The 19,376-nt window shown below is 42.0% G+C and carries 14 protein-coding genes and 2 tRNA genes; 11 read left to right on the top strand and 5 right to left on the bottom strand.

What is annotated here, in order from left to right:
* Window positions 1-570: 570 nt before the first annotated feature.
* Window positions 571-1,305 (bottom strand): reverse transcriptase domain-containing protein, encoded by a 735-nt coding sequence (locus EO95_RS04065; RefSeq protein WP_156163972.1) that lies wholly within the window; start codon window positions 1,303-1,305, stop codon window positions 571-573.
* Window positions 1,306-2,115: 810 nt separating this feature from the next.
* Here EO95_RS04065 and EO95_RS04055 point away from each other — a divergent pair.
* The 4 genes from EO95_RS04055 to EO95_RS04040 all read left to right on the top strand — a co-directional run bounded on the left by EO95_RS04055 (window position 2,116) and on the right by EO95_RS04040 (window position 5,759).
* Window positions 2,116-2,898: a sulfide-dependent adenosine diphosphate thiazole synthase gene (locus tag EO95_RS04055; protein WP_048132415.1), complete on the top strand. Its 783-nt coding sequence runs from the start codon at window positions 2,116-2,118 to the stop codon at window positions 2,896-2,898.
* Between the two features lie 175 nt (window positions 2,899-3,073).
* A tRNA-His gene (locus EO95_RS04050) sits at window positions 3,074-3,145 on the top strand.
* 267 nt (window positions 3,146-3,412) lie between these two features.
* Window positions 3,413-5,146 carry a radical SAM protein gene (locus EO95_RS04045; RefSeq protein WP_048132413.1) on the top strand — a complete coding sequence of 578 codons (1,734 nt, stop codon included), beginning with the start codon at window positions 3,413-3,415 and terminating at the stop codon, window positions 5,144-5,146.
* 352 nt (window positions 5,147-5,498) lie between these two features.
* On the top strand, window positions 5,499-5,759 hold the full coding sequence (locus EO95_RS04040; RefSeq protein WP_235282851.1) for a hypothetical protein: 261 nt from the start codon (window positions 5,499-5,501) through the stop codon (window positions 5,757-5,759).
* Window positions 5,760-5,974: 215 nt separating this feature from the next.
* Here the strand turns inward: EO95_RS04040 and EO95_RS04030 are convergent, their stop codons facing one another.
* A complete protein-coding gene (locus EO95_RS04030) occupies window positions 5,975-7,108 on the bottom strand; it encodes a hypothetical protein (protein WP_048132408.1) in 1,134 nt (377 codons plus the stop codon).
* Window positions 7,109-7,239: 131 nt separating this feature from the next.
* Here EO95_RS04030 and EO95_RS04025 point away from each other — a divergent pair, with 131 nt between their 5' ends.
* A complete protein-coding gene (locus tag EO95_RS04025) occupies window positions 7,240-8,568 on the top strand; it encodes an IS4 family transposase (RefSeq protein ID WP_048132407.1) in 1,329 nt (442 codons plus the stop codon).
* A 398-nt stretch (window positions 8,569-8,966) separates the two neighbouring features.
* Here the strand turns inward: EO95_RS04025 and EO95_RS04020 are convergent.
* Window positions 8,967-9,038, bottom strand: a tRNA-Gly gene (locus EO95_RS04020).
* Window positions 9,039-9,455: 417 nt separating this feature from the next.
* Between EO95_RS04020 and EO95_RS04010 the strand changes: the two genes are divergently transcribed.
* A complete protein-coding gene (locus EO95_RS04010) occupies window positions 9,456-10,793 on the top strand; it encodes a DHHA1 domain-containing protein (protein ID WP_048132403.1) in 1,338 nt (445 codons plus the stop codon).
* Between the two features lie 120 nt (window positions 10,794-10,913).
* Entirely contained in the window at window positions 10,914-11,165 is a 252-nt protein-coding gene (locus EO95_RS04005; protein ID WP_048132402.1) for a KEOPS complex subunit Pcc1, read from the top strand.
* A 150-nt stretch (window positions 11,166-11,315) separates the two neighbouring features.
* Here the strand turns inward: EO95_RS04005 and EO95_RS04000 are convergent, their stop codons facing one another.
* Entirely contained in the window at window positions 11,316-13,523 is a 2,208-nt protein-coding gene (locus EO95_RS04000; protein WP_048132401.1) for a lectin like domain-containing protein, read from the bottom strand.
* Between the two features lie 615 nt (window positions 13,524-14,138).
* Here EO95_RS04000 and EO95_RS03990 point away from each other — a divergent pair.
* The 4 genes from EO95_RS03990 to EO95_RS03975 all read left to right on the top strand — a co-directional run bounded on the left by EO95_RS03990 (window position 14,139) and on the right by EO95_RS03975 (window position 16,392).
* On the top strand, window positions 14,139-14,408 hold the full coding sequence (locus EO95_RS03990) for a ferritin family protein (protein WP_048132421.1): 270 nt from the start codon (window positions 14,139-14,141) through the stop codon (window positions 14,406-14,408).
* A gap of 228 nt (window positions 14,409-14,636) precedes the next feature.
* On the top strand, window positions 14,637-15,095 hold the full coding sequence (locus tag EO95_RS03985) for a DNA polymerase ligase N-terminal domain-containing protein (protein WP_048132397.1): 459 nt from the start codon (window positions 14,637-14,639) through the stop codon (window positions 15,093-15,095).
* A 309-nt stretch (window positions 15,096-15,404) separates the two neighbouring features.
* Complete coding sequence (locus EO95_RS03980) at window positions 15,405-15,776, top strand: STAS-like domain-containing protein (protein ID WP_048132419.1); 372 nt, start codon at window positions 15,405-15,407, stop codon at window positions 15,774-15,776.
* Window positions 15,769-16,392 (top strand): PIN domain-containing protein, encoded by a 624-nt coding sequence (locus tag EO95_RS03975; RefSeq protein ID WP_048132395.1) that lies wholly within the window; start codon window positions 15,769-15,771, stop codon window positions 16,390-16,392. The genes EO95_RS03980 and EO95_RS03975 overlap by 8 nt, the downstream gene beginning before the upstream one ends.
* Window positions 16,393-16,802: 410 nt before the next feature.
* On the opposite strand, the gene EO95_RS03970 is transcribed toward EO95_RS03975, so the two are convergent.
* Complete coding sequence (locus EO95_RS03970; protein WP_048132394.1) at window positions 16,803-18,818, bottom strand: DEAD/DEAH box helicase; 2,016 nt, start codon at window positions 18,816-18,818, stop codon at window positions 16,803-16,805.
* Window positions 18,819-19,376 lie beyond the last annotated feature (558 nt).

Below are 19,376 nucleotides of genomic sequence, written 5' to 3'. Positions count from 1 at the left end.
TATTCGTCGGCAGCGTCAGATGTGTATAAGAGACAGGTGAATATCTGTCGCTTTTACCCAGTGTGGGGTCAGTAGCTCTGGAGAATGGACAGCTTGTCCTGTATCCTGGAAACGAAGGGGACAAAATGTTCTTTACAAATGGAGGACAGGCTGAGCAGTAAAGTTTAATTTAAAAGGGAATTCAGTAGATAGAGGCTCGAAGATTTATGGGGTCTCTTCTCTATTTTTTATGGGGTGTTGAGGTATTCAATTCATGATGGTAAGTCACTGTAGTGTGAATTCATAAGTAAGTATTGATATGGCGATATTGAAAGAGCCTACAAAAAATAAATTTTTTGACAATCTATTTTTCTCCTTGCGCTCTTCATCTTCAGTATCATAATTTGCCCTTACCCGGTCCCAAAAGCAAGGTCTCCCTTCAGGAATGCTGTGACAGCTGCAAGAATAAACATTCCCGCATCGATAAAAAGTAAACTCTTCATCCGCCCCACAGTTTTATTTATCTAAATATGAGGATGTACTAGTTTATTGGCGGGTTCAACTCTCTTTGCAGGAAACTGGTCTTTTATTTCAGTCAAATACCCTACAGCTTTCTGCAGGATGTTCCCGTGCAATTTTGATTTGAAGTTTCCCTTCATGTTTTCTGAAATTCCATCCAAGGAAGTCAAAACCATAATCAATATGAGTAATAAGAGTCTTTTCTTCCGATAATTCCAGACTTCTTTTTTTAAGAAAGGCGCTGATCAGTTCCTTAATTTCTCTGACTAATTCTTCAGAGCTGGCAGTGACCACAAAATCATCAGCGTATCTGACAAAGTTTACCTCGTTTTGACATCTCACTATAGAGTTGTCTTTCTCACTTTTACCTGTACTGTATTTGGTAAACAACAAGTGTTCGATGCTGTCTAAAGTTATATTCATCATAATGGGCGATATGATTCCTTCTCGCAGAGTTCCAATTTCTTTTGGGTTCAGATGATATTTAGAAACAAAAGCTGCCTTAAGAAATTGATTCCTAACAGATCTTTCTCTCAAAATATTGTTTATTAGCCATTGATGGTTGATTTTGTCGAAACAACCTTTGATGTTCCCTTTCAGGATCCATTGTGCAGAGTGTTTATTGCAGAGACAGGTAAACATCTGTTCACAAGCATCATGTGAGCTTCTTATTTTGGTTTGTGCTGTAGACCATATCTCACCATCGACTCCAGCCGTTTTCTTGCTTTCATTCCGGGTAACTGTCCTTACCGTTAATGTCTCTGAATTACTTATATTCATAAGTTTGCCCCAATTATCTACTGTCAACAATAAATGTACAAGCAAAAAAGTTATACCTCTATTGTTTTTGTGTAATGTATACAATATACGGTGTCAATTGTATTTAATTATTTTGAGTAAGTTCTGGGCTAATCGGAATGGAGTATTCAACCTGCCCTCTTTCATCCGAACCTGCTTAACCCCTGTCCACGGTCTGTTCGAGTTTGATCTATTTTTTATTAATTATCCAAAGTAACTGGAATCGTATCCCAGTTATTATTGTTCCGAGCGAAGCGAGGTTGGTCCTTTTTGCCCGGTAATATTAAAAAATTGTATAAAAGACGTAAATGCCAGAAAAAAGGTGTCGACTCTATTTCATTCATTAAATTTAAGGGCAAACCGCTCTCCTTCTTCGAGCGTGGGTGGGCATGGTATCCGAACTATGAAACTGGAACCCCGGCAATGAGCAAAGATCAAAGCCGAAAAACCTACCCTCTGCTTGAAGTTCAATTGATCTGAAAATCCGGGATCCATTTTTTTCAGTCCCTCAAACCTTCTTGTCGCGAAAACCGAAATCTTCGCACGCTCCTAAAAATACTCCCAAAATTGAAATTTCGTGGTTGGTAATTTTTTAAAGCTCTGATATTGCCACATGTGAAGCCGCTTCAGGACTATTACTTTTCTTCCCCATCCTCCCCATCCTCCCTATCAGATTCCAACAACTTTAAAAGGAATGCCCATTATCAAAATGTGAATTTCAGTGCTTACGATCAGGGTTAACAATTCCCTGATTTACTTCTTAAAATACCGGGTTGTTTTCCCCGGACCTTCAATCCTACAACTTAATGAGAGATTAAAATGGAACTCGACGAAGTCATAATCACACGGGCAATTTTTGAAGAGTATTCTAAAACCTTCCTTGACTACACTGACATCGATGTAGCACTTATAGGAGGGGGACCTGCAAACCTGGTGGCTGCAAAGTACCTGGCTGAAGCCGGGGCAAAGGTTGCCATTTATGAGCAGAAGCTGTCTCTCGGGGGCGGCATGTGGGCCGGTGGCATGATGTTCCCGCGCATAGTTGTGCAGGAAGAAGCCTGCCACGTCCTGGACGACTTCGGAATCAGGTATAAGGAGTACCAGCCCGGGTATTATGTGGCAAATTCCGTAGAATCCGTCGGGAAGCTGATTGCAGGAGCGACTTCGGCAGGAGCTGAGGTCTTTAACCTTGTGAGCTTTGAGGACGTCATGATCCGGGAGAACGACAGGGTTACTGGAATTGTCATCAACTGGGGCCCTGTCACAACACAGCGCCTGCACGTGGACCCCCTCATGATCCGCACAAAACTCGTGATCGACGGGACCGGGCATGATGCAGTTGTCTGCAACACGATTCTCAGGAAAATCCCTAACGCAAAGATCGGAGAACTCGGGATGCTCGGGGAAAAGCCAATGTGGTCTGAGGTCGGCGAGCGCCTGGCTGTGGACGCAACCCAGGAGATCTATCCCGGGCTGATTGTCGCGGGCATGGCCGCAAATGCCGCAACCCGTGCCCCGAGAATGGGCCCTGTCTTCGGAGGCATGCTCCTTTCCGGCGAAAAGGCTGCAAAACTTGCCCTTGATAGGCTTAAAATGATCTGATATTTGCCTGAAGCAAGCCAAAACCCTCCAAAAATCGGGGTTTTACCTGTTCAGAATGCCGGAAAACAGAAAACTTCCTTCTTCTTGGAAAAGTCTCCTGCTTTTTCCGGCAAAAACTTTATATAAATAAACTCCTTCTATAGGTTGCTTCAAACCTGAAGTACCAGACCCTGTGGCCGGGGTAGGGTAGAGGTTATCCTGTGGCCCTGTGGAGGCTACGATCCGAGTTCGATTCTCGGTCCCGGCCCTAAAACTATTTTATAATTGTTTTTCTTCTCTTCTGTGTACGGTGTTTTTCTGCAGCAGTGTTTTTTATATCATTTCTAATGTCTATTTTATAATCCGTTCTTAATCTACCCTTAATCTGCTCTATATTACAGTTACCTTACACTATGTTTCTATAACTCTGTTGCATCTACCAATCGCCTGTATCTAATATCCGATTGCACTGTATATGCTTCCAACTTCATATGCTTCCAACTTCAATTATCAAACAAAGGAAACGAGAACTGATATGAAAGCACTCATCATAGACGGTTATGTGGACGAGCCCGCCTGCCTCGGGGTTCCTCCATACTTTTCCCCTTACGCACGGTATATAGCAGGAGCTCTTAGAGAGCGCGGGCTTTCCGAAAACGACATTCACTACCTGACCATCGATACCCTGAGGGAAAACCCGCCCGGGGCTGGCGAGCTTATAGGCAAGGCAGACCTTCTGGTCATTATTGCAGGCATGACCGTGCCTGGAAAATATCTTCGGGCATCCCCTATCACGCCTGGAGAGATCGAAACTATCTTTCGGGCTGCGAGCGGGGTAAAGGTCATAGGTGGCCCTATCAGGCTCGGTTTCAGCAGTGAAGGCGGAAGGGCTGCAAAGGGGACGGAAAGCGGGATAAGCCTGGGAGAAGCCGTGCTTGCAAAAATGGATGTCGAGGCTTTTATTTACGATCTCTTTGAGGGAGGGGCTGGCGGGAACGGATGCAGTGGAAGCAACGGAAGCTTTCCTGCAAAGCTGAAAGCCCCGGAATCCATTGACCACCGTTTCAGGACAACAGCCGAGATAGGGCGCTGGGGGTCGAAAGGAGCTTTTTTGATCCGGCAGCACCCGGACTACCCTTACTGTATGTGCGAGCTTGAAACCTACAGGGGCTGCGGCAGGCAGATCCACTGTTCTTTCTGCACCGAGCCATTTTATGGGGCTTCGGATTACAGGCCTGTAGAGGATGTTGTCTCCGAAGTTTCTGCACTTTATTCCCATGGAGCCCGCTATTTCAGAATAGGAAGGCAGCCTGACCTTTTTTCTTACCACGGGACCGATGTCGGAGGACCTGTCCCTAAACCCGTTCCCGAGGTTCTTGAAAGGCTTTACCGTGGAATCCGGAATTCCGCACCTGAGCTTTCCGTGCTTCATATGGACAACGCAAACCCGATAACCCTTGCAGCATACCCCGAAGAGTCAGAGCAGATTCTGAAGACGATTATCAAATATCACACCCCCGGAGATGTAGCAGCCTTTGGGATGGAGACTGCTGACCCCGTGGTGATTGCAGCAAATTCCCTCAAGGCGACTTCCGAAGAAGTTTTTGAGGCGATCAAACTGGTAAACAGGCTTGGGGCCGTGCGCGGGGCAAATGGGCTTCCGGAAATTCTTCCTGGCATTAATTTTGTACACGGGCTGATGGGTGAGACGAAAAAAACGTTCCAGCTGAATTATGATTTCCTTCAGCAGGTGTTTGATTCAGGGCTGCTTCTCCGAAGGATTAATATCCGGCAGGTTATGGCATTTCCCGGAACTCCAATGTACGGAAGGGACGAAGCAACCAGGAAGCACAAGAAACTCTTTCTCGACTATAAGGAACAGGTCAGGAAGAACATCGACCTTCCAATGCTCCGGCGGGTCGTGCCGGAAGGAACGGTACTGAGAGATGTAATGTGCGAGGTGCATGACAGAGGGGTCACTTTCGGGAGGCAGCTTGGCTCTTATCCTCTACTTGTGGGAGTTCCTGCCCTCCTTCCTCTGCGAAAATTCACGGATATTACTGTCACAGGACACGGAATGCGTTCGATTACCGGGATTCCCTATCCCCTGCATATAAACACCGCATCTCCTGCCCTTATCCGGGAAATTCCGGGCATCGGCAGAAAAGCGGCTGATTCTATAGCTGCCGGAATTCCTTATATTGACAGAGAGGATTTTCTCAGGAGAGTAAATGAGGGAGAAAAGATTATCAGTTTCATCGAAATTTGATACTCTAAAGTACTCTGAATCTGAGATTCTTAATCAGATGCTCTGAATCTGAGATTCTTAATCAGATGCTCTGAATCTAATGCCTGAAATCTGATGCTCTGAATCTGAGACTCCAAATCTGAGACTCTAAATCTGATTTCTTTCTTCTTTTTCTTTATTTTTTCGGCATTCCACTATTTCTGGTATTTTTTACACATCTGCGTCCTGAAATCGGAAAATTTTATTCAGGAAAATCCTTTTTCAGCCTGACAACATCTCCGATTTCCGGATCTTAAAGGTCCGAATCTTTCAAATAAACAGCTATTTATTCAATCCCGAATCATTTTAAATGGGATATTTAAGGGGGAGTTGCTTGAGCGAGAGCGCAGAAAATTTATATAGAGTAAAGATTGCTTTTCAGTTGAGCTTTATTGTATGGGTCATGATTGGAATTTTCATGTTTTATGCTACTTTTGAGGCGCAGTCAAGAATGCTTGGGACATTTTTACTCCTTTTTTCAGTTATCCTTTTCACACCTTTTCTGCCTGATGGAAAAGATTATGAAGAATTTAAAAATCTGGACGACTACAAAAATCTGGAAGGATATAAGGAAGAACCATTCGAAGAAGCATGATTTTTTCCTGCAAGACCCCTGGAACACTGATGATAAGGATCATAGATATGATAATTACTGTATCCGTTGGGTCGTGCAGGAGAAAGGGCTTTTCGCAAAAAGGAAAAGTTTCTGTCTGTAGTTCCTGCAACATCTCAGATACAGGAACACTCCAGAACGCAAGCTCTCTCTCCTTATGCACCAGCCGGGTGTCTCCTTAGCTTGCTTAATTTTTCTCAGGCTTCGGCGACTCCCAGGATTCGGGCAAGCTCCAGGCCCTCGGTTCCTATGGCTGAGAGTTCGCTTGAAGCTTCAGATTTCGAAACGTATTTTTCGGTCCGGACGCTTCCAGGCTCCTCCATTTTAATTGTAACTTCCCCTTTAGTGTACCCCCTTTCAATGCATTCCCTTACGAGCTTCCCATATATACCGGCTATAAGCTTCAGGCAATCAAACACAATGTTCTCTTCAACAGCGTTTTTGCCGTCCAGCAGGACCTGCCTGAGCCTTCTGGACTTGACGGATTTCGTGAAGAACTCTTTGAGCTTTACCATGAACATATAGAGAGCTTCCCTGTCTATAAGGGGAGCCAGTTTTTCGTCTCCTGTTATATCATGGTCCCCATACAGGATCCGTAAAGTCCTGTCATCTGCAGAGAGTGTGAATATGTGCTCTGCATCCTTGTCTTGAAGCACTGTTTTGACGCTGTTTCCTTCGTACTCGATATTCGTAATATGGAAATCGGATATATCCATCTTCTTTACTTTTTCTTCCCTGGACAGAATCCCACTCTTTGCCCATACAGGCAGAGTGAGTTCCCGAAGGTCCTCAACTTTTAGTGCACCGTGCGCAAAGTTCAGTTCAAACTCGTACTGTACGCCGTTAACTGAACTTACCTGCCTTCCTTTCAGTTCTTTGTCTTCAGCTGAAGCATAATAGGCATTTTCGGCCCCATATATGCTTGTTTCAAAAAAAGGGCTGAGGGTTGCGAGTATCCTGGTTTCAAGCTGCTGCACTTCCATAAGTGCCTGCCTGTTTAGCCTATCAATGTCTTCAAGCCTTTCATTCTTTTTTAACATGGATACAGTTGAAGAGGTCTCAATTGTTCTTGCTTTAATTTCAAGAATCTCCTCTGACTCTACTCCCTGCACACGTTCTTCCATATAATCAATGAAGTCTTTCTGGAACTTATCTATCTCCTCGAGTCTTCTCTGAGAGATTGCTTTCTCTTCCTTATTCCCCTGCTTTATCCCCATAATTGATTTTTCGAGAGGTATTGCTTCTTTTGAAATCCTTATGAAGTCCTGCAGATCCTGGATAAAATCCCTCTGAACAGGAAGTTCCGTAGAGTCCTGAAAGGTATACTTCATTTTAAATTCCCCCATGTAGCATAAAAATATCTTTTGTTAAATTATGTTTCTTCACATTTAAATCTGTGAGCATATACTTTTTACAAGGATACATTCTTTTTAGAATGATGCATACTTTTTAGACTGATGATATGACTCCTTCAATTGCCAGTATTTTTTCATTACTTCTGAATCACTCTTTGATAGGATTGGTAAGCTATAAGCTCACCGAGAATTTTAGTATCAAAGAAGCAGGTAATTGGTTAAACCAGAAAGAAGTTCTAGAGATCTTAAACCTTGAAAGTTTTCATGAAAGAGCCCTTTGCAGGGCTCTTGAGATCCTTGGACGTAACAGAGAGGAAATCCTCTCTGACATTCTGAGCAATCTGTTTTATGTTTATGATTTTGAACAAACGAATCTAAACCTTGATTGGACAAGTATAGTTCTTTACGGGACTAAATCCAAACTTGGCAAATACGGATATAGCAGAGATCACAGACCTGATAAGCTACAGATAACAGTTGGAATTAGCGAACTTGCTGACCCCCTCAACATACCTATTGGAGTTACAGTGAATAGAGGAAATGTTCTTGATTTGGAGCACTTTTCTCATACTTATAACCAGGTGAAAAGTAGACTTAAAGAAGGTTCTCTTATTGTTTTTGATAAAGGCGCTAATACCACAGAGAATATCAAGATTATACAGAAAGACGAGATGGAGTATCTTACCTCCATGAAACTGAATACAAGTGACGACAAAATAATAGAGAAATTTGATCTGGAAAAAGCCGAACTGATAGATTCCAAAAAAGGTATATATGGGATAAAAATCGTCAAGCCAAGTAGAATTAAATATTTATATTTCTCTGAATCTTTACAGAAAAGACAGTTAGAAGCAAAAGCAAGAGCTGTTATGAGGAAATTAAAGGAAGCAAAAGAGATTCAGAAGGCCATCGTAAACAACAAAAAGCTTCCTAAGAAGTTCAGAATAAATAATGAGTTGATTGAGATTGATTACTCTTTTAGGACTAAGCTTGAAGAGCTTAGTGACGAGGAAGCTATAGAACTCCTAAAAGCTTCACTGATTAATGGAAGAGAAGGATTTTTCTGTCTGAAATCAAACAGGGATTTGACACTTGAAGATGCATTGATGACGTACAGAAAAAAGGATTCTATTGAAAAAATATTCCACTCGTTAAAAAACGAAATCAACATTAAGCCGTTAAGAGTGTGGTCAGATGATAGCATTTATGGAGCTATTATCCTGGGATTTATTGCTCAGTTGTTCATATCACTGATGCGATATGAATTTGAGGGCCTTAAACACAGGTCTACAAAATTCATCAAAAAAAGCCTGTTGAATTTGACTCTTACAATCAACTTCAAGAAAAATGGGATCAAAAACTATATTTTTGCGAATTTTGACCAAATCAATAGCTTGATTGTAGCAAAAAAGAATGGGATTACACAGAATATATAATAAATTTTTATAAATATATAGAACCTGTCAAGTCCAGTCGGACCAAAAAAGAAGGGAAATATTCAGTACCAATTAGTGGGTACTGTCAAACTGAGGTTTCAGGGTATAAGGAAAGTATTTTTCGGGTTAGGCGGGCATTTCTATAATTCTCGTTTTCTCTTAACACCATCAGGAATTTGCCTGTTATTTTTTCTTGCGGGCAAACGAGACGGCTTCAGCCCTGCAAGGAATAGGAGAGAAAAACAAAAGATTCCAGTTTCGGATAGCTTCGGATATTCTGAGTAATATCAACCGATTAATCTGGAAACACCAAAAATCAGCAAAAAGAGAAAAAAGGAACGAAAAAGGGATAAGAATGACTCATGAAGGCAGACATATCTTAATTAATTATAAAAATATACACCAGTCGGGATTCGAACCCGAGTTCGAGCGTTGGCAACGCCCGGTGATGACCGCTACACTACTGATGTACGAGGCTGGCAGGGTGTCCTGCTACTCTTTTAGCTATATACGTTCTTATTTATTAAGTTGACCCCCGGAGATATTTTGTATGTCCGGGTCCCGGGAAAAAATCCGCTTTAGTTACGGATATAAGGGTTTTTTCATTTGTCTGTCAGATCTGTTCTTTTTGCTTTTACTGTTTTTCTTTTCCTTATTCTTTATTCTTTATTCTTTATTCTTTATTCTTTATTCTTTATTCTTTGATCAGGATCTATTCCCTGTACAGTTTTGGGGAATTGTGTTTTATATTATCAAGCCAGTATAGATTGGCATCTTTCGTGAGCTGGCAACTAAGTATTTATCTCTGAAATATATCTATCTCTAAAATATATCGGTCTCTGTACCGGCCATCTCACTTTGATATTAAATTTTATGAGTGATGGGTTTTGAGCGAGCTTGAAAAACTGATAAACCTTGCAAAAAATGCAGCCGATAAAATCCGGAAGCATAGCTTTGTGCGCGTAGTTTCACATAATGATGCTGACGGGCTGACTTCAGCCGGGATCATGGCCCAGGCCCTGCTGCGGGCAGGCATCCGTTTCCAGCTTTCAATAGCAGGAAAACTGGATGAGTCTGTGATCGAAGAAGTGAACAGTAGTATCTCTCAGGGAGAACTTGTCATTTTCTGTGATATGGGCAGCGGACAACCTGAACTTATAGGTAAGGTGGCGGCTGATGTAGTGGTGCTTGACCATCACCAGCCAGTAGGGCAGTCCCCTGCAAAAGCCGTGGTAAACGCCCATATGGTAGGAATCGACGGGGCAACGGATATCTCGGCTTCAGGCACCTGCTATCTTGTAGCCAGGGAACTTGGGACAGGAAATCTCGACCTTGCAGGGCTGGCAATTGCAGGTGCAGTCGGAGACAGGCAGCTTTTCCAGACTGCCAATGCCTTTATTCTGGAAGAAGCCTTGAAAGCAGGAGTTGTATCTATCAGGAAAGGGCTGAAGGTAGGGGATGGAAACCTTGCGGAGGTGCTCGCATACAGCACAGAACCTTTCCTGGATATAACCGGCTACCCTGAGAAAGCAGCGGAATTCTTAAACCAGCTTGGGCTCTCCGGAAACATTGAAAACCTGTCTGCGGAAGATATATCAAAACTTGCCAGCGCCATTGCCCTGAAACTTGTCAGACAGGCAAGCCCCGAGGCAATTGAAGCCGTCATAGGAGATATCCTCCTGCTGAACCGGGAGCTGGTGCATAATGTCTATGATTTCATCTCTATTCTCAATACCTGCGGGAAGCAGAAGGTTTACGGGCTTGCCCTGGCTCTCTGCCTGAAAGACTCAACTATTGTCAATGAAGCCCTCTCCCTTACAAAGGAGCATGAAAAGAACCTTGCCCTGGATATCCGGAAAAATGTGGAAAAAATTCGCAAAGGGGAGAATATCTGGTACATCAACACGGTTGATGCCCTTTCCACAGGAAGTCTTGCCACAACCGTAGTCAGATACCTCCACCCCGAACTCCCGTTCATCTGTTTAAATGAGTCCGAGGGAATCCAGAAGGTTTCTGCCAGGGGTACCCGCGAACTTGTATCAAAAGGCCTTGACCTTGCCTTTGCCCTCAGGGAAGCAGCAGGCGCAGTCGGCGGAAGCGGAGGCGGGCATAGTGTCGCATCCGGAGCCTCAATTCCTCTCGGAAGTACGGAGGAGTTCCTGAGCATCGCAGACCGGATCATAGGAGACCAGCTCAGGAAAAACGCCGGTGGGAAAGCAAAGTAAAGGAAATTTAAAGCAAGGAAATTAAGCCGGAAAATGATGCGGCAGAAAGCTAAGCAGCAAAATCAAAGCAAAAAGAAAAGAAAGCACGGGATTAACATAAAAAACGCATGAGGCATATTTATGAAAATCACAGGTACAATTGAGTTCCCTGACCCGAAGTCAAGAAAGTCAGCAGCCAGAATTCTGAAAGCTCTTGCCCCGGACAACCTGAGAAGTATGGAAAGCGAAATCAGCGATGAGAGGGTTGCTGTGCGGTTCCATTCTGAAAAAATTGGTTCTCTTCTTGCAACCGTTGACGATTTTCTTATGAATGTTAAAATAGGGGAAGGAGTCGAACAGACTCTGGAAAAAGAAAATAAGAGAGAAGTATAAATTAAGAACGAAAATTAAGAACGAAAATTAAGAACGAAAATTAAAAAAGAAAATTAAAAAAGAAAATTAAAAAAGAAAATTAAAAAAGAAAATTAATAAAATAAACGGGAAACCTGGATTCTGTTTCCCGGCTGTTGTTAAACTGCTTTTTCAATTTGCAGGCCCTTCGCGCCAGAGCCTTATAAGTTCCATGAGCCTGTCGCCCGTGAGTTCTGCTCCGGTATCAGGGATCGGAAGACTGTTCTTATAGATATGTATCGCTTCCTGAAGCTCTCCTGTGCTTATTTTTGTTCCTTCCTGAGAGGTCGAATTGTCCCAGGGGTTCCAGTCGCGGACTGTCCAGTTCCAGGTGCTTACAACCGTTTCGCTTCCTGTTACAGCGCGGGCGGTAACAGTATAAGTTCCGGGCGAGGGAGCACTGTTGGAATAGGAACTGCTTTTAACACCGGATTCAGAATGCTTTACCACTCCGTTAAGGTACCAGTTTACAGTACTGTTATGGTTTGTGCTGATACTGAACTCTTGCTGATCTCCTTCATAGGTCGTGATATTTCCCCCGGGGTTTGCAGAGATAATTGAGAGTGGAGTCATTGTTATGTAATTGCTCTTTGTCTCAGAGTCGAGCCCTTTCCTGTTGCTGACATTCAGAGATACAGTATAATTTCCGTATGAGGTATAGGTGTAGACCGGGTTACGGGCTGTTGAGTCCATAATTCCGTCCCCGTTAAAGTCCCATTCCCAGGAAAAGGCATTTTTCGAGAGGTCAGTGAACTGGACTGTGAGAGGAGAAACCCAGCTGGTGACATTTGAAGAGAATTCGGCTTCTGGGAGCGCGTCAACAGTTGTGAAAGCTTTTATGCAAAGGTTTGTTTCTGAAAATTTAGATATTGATATTAGGTCTTGCCAGCTGTTTCCATCCTGACTTATATAGCTTTCTCCGGGGTTTGCCTGTGCTTTACTGCTGTAACTGTCAAGAGGTATCTCAATTGCAAGAAGGTATGGATCGGAAGGATTGCTGAACTTTATAACCACTGAAAATTTTTCCCCGGAAGTCAGGCTTACTGGCGAATTCAGCAGGTGGGTATGATATCCAGGCATCGGGCATACACCGTTTTCTTTTACAACAAAATTCTTTTCCGGATTAATGGGGCCAGTTGTCGGGTTTTTATAAACGTATATCTCATAAGCCGTATCAAGATCCTTAGTATAGAATCCTATAGCCTCCAGTTTTTCGTCCCCTCCCGAAGAAAATACATTGCCCCCCCAGGCAGTTGAATATTCAGGATACCCCAGTGAGTTTATCCATCCGAGTGGGTCATACTGGTAAATGCAGTCAAAGTTGTCCTTTTCTGCAGCTGTAAACACTGCGTTTTCGTTGTATCCGAGCCTGGTGTCATAATAGGAAATATAGAAGTATCCTTCTTCCCCAAAGGTTTCTCCCCAGCTGTTCTTTATAATAAAAGCTCCATCCCCAGGAGGGACCTGTTTGAACATATTCCTGTCAAAAGAATCGTTCCAGCCTACGATAGTTATTGCATGGTTGATCTCACCTGAGCCTGTGTATCGATAGGCGCGGTTATTTTCCTGGTAATAGGGCGAGCTCCAGTACATTGTGGAGTACACGGCCCCGTAATCCATAAGTGCCTTTTTGATCCACTCATTGTCCAGAGGCTCATTTCTATCGGGAAGTAAAAGCACTTCCTGGATATGTTTTTGCACGGTAAGTCCTGTCGGAGAGTAGGTCGAAATTTCATTAAAAGGGTCTGCGGATTCGTTTACGGGCCCGGTCCAGCGGGCAAGATATGCCATAGATATTAATGCATTTCCACCGTCATCGGAAGTAAGGTCAAAACCGTCGGAATAATATTTTGTAACAAGGTTTTTCATGTTATTTTCGGAAAAGTCTCGACTTTTTCCTTCTGTCCCCAGGATGTAAGATTCAAGGGATGCAAGGCTCGAAAAAGCCCAGCAGCTTCCGGTATTTCCCTGGTTCTTCACAGAGGTGACCTGTCCTTCCTCGCGCAGGTCATAGGTTGCAGGGAGTTCCGGACCTGATACTCTAAGCAAACGCTTTTCTGCAGGCCTTGAGAGTCCTGATAGGTTTACCGGAGAGGGCCTATATCCAGGACCTGAAATATGCCCGTAATCAGAAGACGAGATGGGTTCAACCGGATCTGACTGCCCGGGCTCCAGAAACTCGGGGTTCAAAGGAGCCATTTCAATCGCAGGTTCTGAAAGGGATGTATTTTTCAGGGGCAGCTCGAAGTTTTCGGCACTTCCGGCAGCAAAGTTCGGGCTGCCAGATAAAAACGAAAATAAGATAGTAAGTGCAAGCAGGAAGGAATTTATTTTCTTCAAGAATTCTCGGCCTCGGGTAGGATCGATTTTTGGTTAACTGACTAAGATAGTACAGAGTAACTGGTACGCGGGGATTTTTCTGGATTCAAATCTCCGGACTATATACAAATCGTAAGCGGATATTCAACGATCATCAGTGTAATTAATATTCTTCAGTAAATCCCTCTTTAATAAAATTCCAGGGGGTTAATTTATGAAATTTAGATGTAAGTTCGTTCCTAACTTAGTATATTTATTACTGAACTACTCACGTTATTTGCGTAGGTAATATCCCCTTAAAATGAATGTTTATCTTAAAATTAGATTCTAAAGGCTGGGTATTTTCTCTTTTGTTCAAAGTAAATAAGTTTGCGGACGTATAAATATTTATTGAAAGTAAAAATAAAATTTTTAAAAAAAATCGAAATGCTTTATTGTTATAAATTTTATTCTTTAAAAAATATTTTTTCTCTGTGTAGGGGTGGAAATAAGTTAATTTGTCGATACTGTTGCCGTCTTTCTTCTTATTATTTAACACTCAATAAGGGCCTGTTTCTAATGAGTGGTTCCCAATAGAAAGAAACATTAAGTTTGCCTTTCCATATCTTACAGGGCATACTTACAGGGGGTAAAATCCTGCTTTCGGAAACACTTGCAGATCTAGAAAATACCAGCCAGAAAGACATTGATAAGGAAATCCTGAGAGCCGCAATGATCGCAGAACTGGATGCTATCAATATCTACGAACAGATGGCAAACCTGACAAAAAACGAGGAGATCCGTACAATTCTCCTTGACATCGCCAGGGAAGAAAAGATCCATGTAGCCATGTTTGAGACCGTACTCCTGCAGACTGATGAGGAGTTTTTGCAAGTCTACGTAGACTATGCGCTTGCCAGAAAATGAACGAAGAATAGTTCGCGCCTTCTTTTTTTAACTTTTTATGAATTTTCTTCATCGATTTTCAGTGATTTTCTTCATAAGCCTCTTTTTCAAATTATCAGTGATCTTCTTCATAAGCCTCTTTTTCAAGCTTTACGGGTCATAAGGCAGAAAGCTCCGATGCTTTAGCTAGGAGTAGTTTACCGCATAATCCTTTATACTCCTCAACACCATATTTTCTATTGATCTTCCATGCTTGAGGAATATGCGAAGAAGAGAGATTTTGAAAAGACCTCCGAACCTCCAGCTAATGGTTTAGAAAAAAGTTTCGATAAACCTGTTTTTGTGGTCCAGCGCCATGATGCAACCAACCTTCATTATGATTTTCGCCTGGAGATGGATGGGGTCTTGAAAAGCTGGGCAGTCCCCAAGGAGCCGCCTAAAAATGCCGGTACCAAAAGACTTGCTATCCAGACTGAAGACCATCCGCTCGAATACGCCGATTTTGAGGGAGAAATCCCTGAAGGAGAGTACGGAGCCGGCAAGGTTGAGATCTGGGATAAGGGTACTTTTGAGCTTCTGAAGCGTAACGAGAAAGAAATTGTTGTAACGCTTCATGGGGAAGAGCTCGAAGGGGATTATGTACTGATAAGGACAAAGTACGGAAAAGAGGACAAAGGATGGCTTTTTTTCAAGAAAAAAGCTGATTGAAGAGTTATTGGCAGCAAGATTTTTTGGTCAACTGAAAGGTAAACAGACAAAGTTATGAAGAGTAACAGGAAAAAGTGTAAAGAATAATTGGTAAAAGGTATTGAAGGAAAGAAAAATTGTAAAACTTTTTGAAGGGAAAATGGTAAAAGGTATTGAAGGGAAACTGGTAAAAGGTATTGAAGGAAAGAATAATTGTAAAACTTTTTGAAGGGAAACTGGTAAAAGGGGTGAAGATTTTTGTCGCCAGGTGCCCGGCTCAAAATTATGCTTCTAATTGTGCCTTTTGATACACAATGCGGGAGTGATTTTATGGGAACGGTTACGGAAGAGAGGGTGAAAGTAAGAATTATTGAGACTGCAGGAAGCAATTGCTGTGTTGCAGCCTGTGATGGGCAGAAGGTGCATGATAGGATTGCAGATGATTTTCGCAAAAACCGGAAGGTTGAGCTCTCTTTTGCAGAGACTGACGAACTTACGCCTGCCTTTCTGAATGCGGCTGTGGGGCAGCTTTACGGGACTTTTCCGGCTGAGCTGATTGAAAAAACCCTTTCTTTTACGGATCTTGACCCTGAAGATGAAGCTATCCTCAAGAGGGTCATGGAAAGGGCAAAAAGCTATTTTGAACATGCATATTCCTGCAGAAAGGCGCTCAGGGATGTGATCGGAGGTGAAGATGCATAAGAGTGTCCACCGCGCAGTAGTTTATCCGTTAAGGCGCAGTGTGAAGCTTCGCCCTTTAAAAGCCCTGCCTGTAAAGCCCAGCCCGGCTCCTGTCCATTCCACAGTGACTTATGATTATCCTGCAGAACAGAGTTATTTCTTTGACACCAACATCTGGCTCTATATTTACGGCCCTATAGGCTGGCCTGACCAGAAGTCAGCCAGATATTCCAGAGTTTTAAAAGAAATCCGGGATTCAAACGGCACGATCTATATAAACTGCATGATAATCTCGGAATTTATCAATGCCTTCTCAAGAATCGAGTTCAAACAGCAGACCGATTATTCGAGGTTCAAGGAGTTTAGAAACTCGCTCAGCTTCCGTCCCATTGCCGAAGACATTGCTTCAAATGTCCGAAAAATCCTCCGAAATACCCTCGCCTGCGACCCTGACTTAAAAGTCATAGACCTGCCTGAAATCATGCACTTCTTTGAACAGGGAAAATACGACTTCAATGACCTCATCTTTGCAGAAATCTGCCGCACAAAGGGAATGGTTTTTGTAACCCATGACAAGGACTTCAGCGACATGGGAGTTGAGGTCCTGACCGCAAACGAAAAGCTGCTTCACAGGTGAGCAATTCTTCGATTTAGCTCATCAAGCGTCTTTGCCTGGTTAGAGATCTACTTCTATAATCTCGAGCCCTGATGCTGGCTAAATATTTTTTTCAAGCCAGGGGCCTCCCCCTCTCAACGCCCGGCAGGTTTCAGGTTTTTTGTAAAAGGTTTCATGGTGGGGGATGATGTGGAGGAGGAATTCTCAGTGGGGCATCCGGTGGAAGAATTTTTATAGAGCTGTGGGAACCCTGTCGTGGAGCTCATCCTAAAAACAATTTATTCTCAAACCATAAGAGTTTCAGAACTATTTTCCCTGATAAGAAACTCGATTAATTATTCCAAATTAGAGATTTTAGAGAAGTAATTTAGAATTTTGGGATCTGCTCGTGAATAAATCGAAGAAACTATCGAGAACCTGAAGGAAACTATTCAGTTGTTGTACTTTTGCAGTAAGTGGACAATATTTTCGGGCTTTCTTTCGGCTATTATAAGAAGCCAAAGATGGTTTGGAATACTAACCATAGATTCATCGTCATAAGAAGCTCTCAAAATCTGTATCCACTGTTCATCGGATATAGATCCATCCCAGTTATCAAGCAAATTGATGAGCTTGACTTTTGCTTCTTGTTCTATAGAATCGACAATACTCTTGATTCTAATTGTTCCAAACTCGTTGGACGTAATTTTATCATATTTTGCGTGATAACGGCATGCAACTTCTTCAGAGCGTTTCTCCAATTCCTGTATTGTTTTCACGTCTTCTGGAGCAATTGTATCTGCATCGTAGATTTCGGATGTAATTCCCATTTTTAAAGTAATATCCTGTATCCAGGCCAGATCATTCAAATAGTTGAAAGAGTCCTCTGGATCAATAAAACTCTGCGGCAGTGCTACAAAGTGATGGAAAACAGGTTTTTTACCAGGTTTTTTTCTCAATATTCTGCCCATTCTCTGGACTAATTGCAACTTCGTTTTGGAGGAGGAAACGTTTATTCCAATTTCTGCATCCGGGATATCGATACCTTCATCCAGCATTTTCGGAGCTATAAGGACACCATTACTGCATTTTTTAAATTTATCGAGTTCTTCATTATTTTGGTGTTCTTTTAAGTTTGAATGGACGTGATAGGTATTGACATAGCTAGATAACGAATCATAGATTTTTTCACAGGTTTCTATATCCATGGTGAACATGACGCATTTTTTGTTTCTTGCCACTACTTTTGCAAGGTTAATCGCGCTCTCAATTTTTGGAGATGACCTGTGGATAATGACTCTTCTACTAAACAAAAGGGCACTTAATGAATTCCACTCAGCTGGTATCTGATCGCTTTTTGATCTTGAATTGGCCATTAAGTGTACAAAGTCTGAAAGGTTCTCAAAACTACTGAATTTTCCATTTGAAATTAGTTTAATCTCTTCTTTTTGAGTGCTATTTATAAAATTAAGCAGATTTACTATTTTTTCAGTAATTAGGTAAAACTCAACGGTTTCTCTTACATCTAAAAAATTTTTATGGATATATAATTTAAATTCTGGAATAATTCCTTTTTCACGGGCTTTCTCAAGAGTAAATTCATAGACCGTTTTTCCAAGATACTGGTCAAGAACACTCTCGCGTTCTCCCCCTTCTATGGTTGCAGAAAGCCCCATCTTCCACTTGCAGGGCACATTGAGAGCATTTCGGAATTCTTTACCTGCCCCATGATGGACTTCGTCGACAATAAGATAGTCTGTTTCATATACCCCTGGATTTTTGTATACTGTCTGCATGGTGTTAAATTCAATCCGAAGTTTATTCCCATAGCCTATAGATGTATTGTAGTTATCGTTCGGATCTGCTATAAGCCCTAATTTGCTAATGGCTTCTTTTCGCCATTGCCTTAAAATAGCCTTCGAATGTGCAAGTACCAGCACGTTCAATTTTTTGCGGCTTTTATACAATACCTGTATTGCTGCAAGTCCAACCATTGTTTTTCCAGTTGCTGTGGCCATCTCGACGATCCCTTTACCTCCGTTCTGAAACCATAACTGAAGTGCCTCTTTTTGATGGTCCCACAGATCAATTAAGATTTTTGGTTCCCCTAATATGTTTGCAAGTTTTTCATCGCTTTGCAAAAGTTTATCAAAGAATTCATAAAACTTTTTCAGTTCATTTAGTTGAACGTATAATTCCAGCGAAAAAAGAGAACTCCCGGTACAGAACATTCTGGATACTTCATCTATCTTTTCATTCTTCAAACCGCTTTCAATGGCAATTTTTTTCAGCAAATTTATCTTCTGCTCTTCCAGAAAAGGATGTAGAGCATAGATTGTTTCCCGTCTGAAAATAAAATAATCGTGAAAAAAATCTCTACCCTGAAATCTTTTCCCAAGTATCTCCAATGAGGCATTCAACACAAAATTTTCGAGAAGACTATAATTGTTTCCTTCTCTCACATCCATTTGCAAGAAAAACCTGCAGTTTTCTGGAATGAAACGGCTATCATAATAATTTAAAAGCTCCTCGTCTGCGATCCCAAGAGCATTGGCTAGCGTTTTTTCTGAAAGTTTTTTATTTCTAAAGTAGTCGAAAGTAAACCGTTCAGGATGCTCGAAGTACTCAAGTTCATGAGGCCAAATTCTCTGAATTTCTCACACCTCTAAGAAACCAGTAAGTTAACTTTCAGATGTATCTGGATAGATGGACAAAGTAAACTACCCATGCTTTGTCTTCTATGCTTTCGAACTCATAGGGTTTAGTATAAATTTTTCGTTAGTATAAGCTCAAAAGCAATTTCTACTGAGTCCTCTGTTCCCAACATTTATTGAAGAATAATTTGAAAATAATGACTGAGGGGAAATATATAAAGGTTTTTATTTTTACTGGAAGGTATTTATAATTTAATAAAAACGAGATTATTATAAGAAATATTGGAAAGATAAAAAACGATATTTTCTTCAATGATTCTCAATGTCGCTCAAAATCAAATCAATGCCATTGACTTATACACTGCATCAATC

Source organism: Methanosarcina sp. 1.H.T.1A.1 (genome assembly GCF_000979295.1).
GTDB lineage: Archaea > Halobacteriota > Methanosarcinia > Methanosarcinales > Methanosarcinaceae > Methanosarcina.
This window is presented reverse-complemented; position numbering and strand designations above follow the sequence as displayed.

Excerpts from the sequence above, each read along its gene's own strand:
- EO95_RS04055 (WP_048132415.1), top strand. The coding sequence starts at position 2,116 with ATGGAACTCGACGAAGTCATAATCACACGGGCAATTTTTGAAGAGTAT.
- EO95_RS04045 (WP_048132413.1), top strand. The coding sequence starts at position 3,413 with ATGAAAGCACTCATCATAGACGGTTATGTGGACGAGCCCGCCTGCCTC.
- EO95_RS04030 (WP_048132408.1), bottom strand. The coding sequence starts at position 7,108 with ATGAAGTATACCTTTCAGGACTCTACGGAACTTCCTGTTCAGAGGGAT.
- EO95_RS04025 (WP_048132407.1), top strand. The coding sequence starts at position 7,240 with ATGACTCCTTCAATTGCCAGTATTTTTTCATTACTTCTGAATCACTCT.
- EO95_RS04005 (WP_048132402.1), top strand. The coding sequence starts at position 10,914 with ATGAAAATCACAGGTACAATTGAGTTCCCTGACCCGAAGTCAAGAAAG.
- EO95_RS03985 (WP_048132397.1), top strand. The coding sequence starts at position 14,637 with ATGCTTGAGGAATATGCGAAGAAGAGAGATTTTGAAAAGACCTCCGAA.
- EO95_RS03980 (WP_048132419.1), top strand. The coding sequence starts at position 15,405 with ATGGGAACGGTTACGGAAGAGAGGGTGAAAGTAAGAATTATTGAGACT.
- EO95_RS03975 (WP_048132395.1), top strand. The coding sequence starts at position 15,769 with ATGCATAAGAGTGTCCACCGCGCAGTAGTTTATCCGTTAAGGCGCAGT.
- EO95_RS03970 (WP_048132394.1), bottom strand. The coding sequence starts at position 18,818 with ATGGATGTGAGAGAAGGAAACAATTATAGTCTTCTCGAAAATTTTGTG.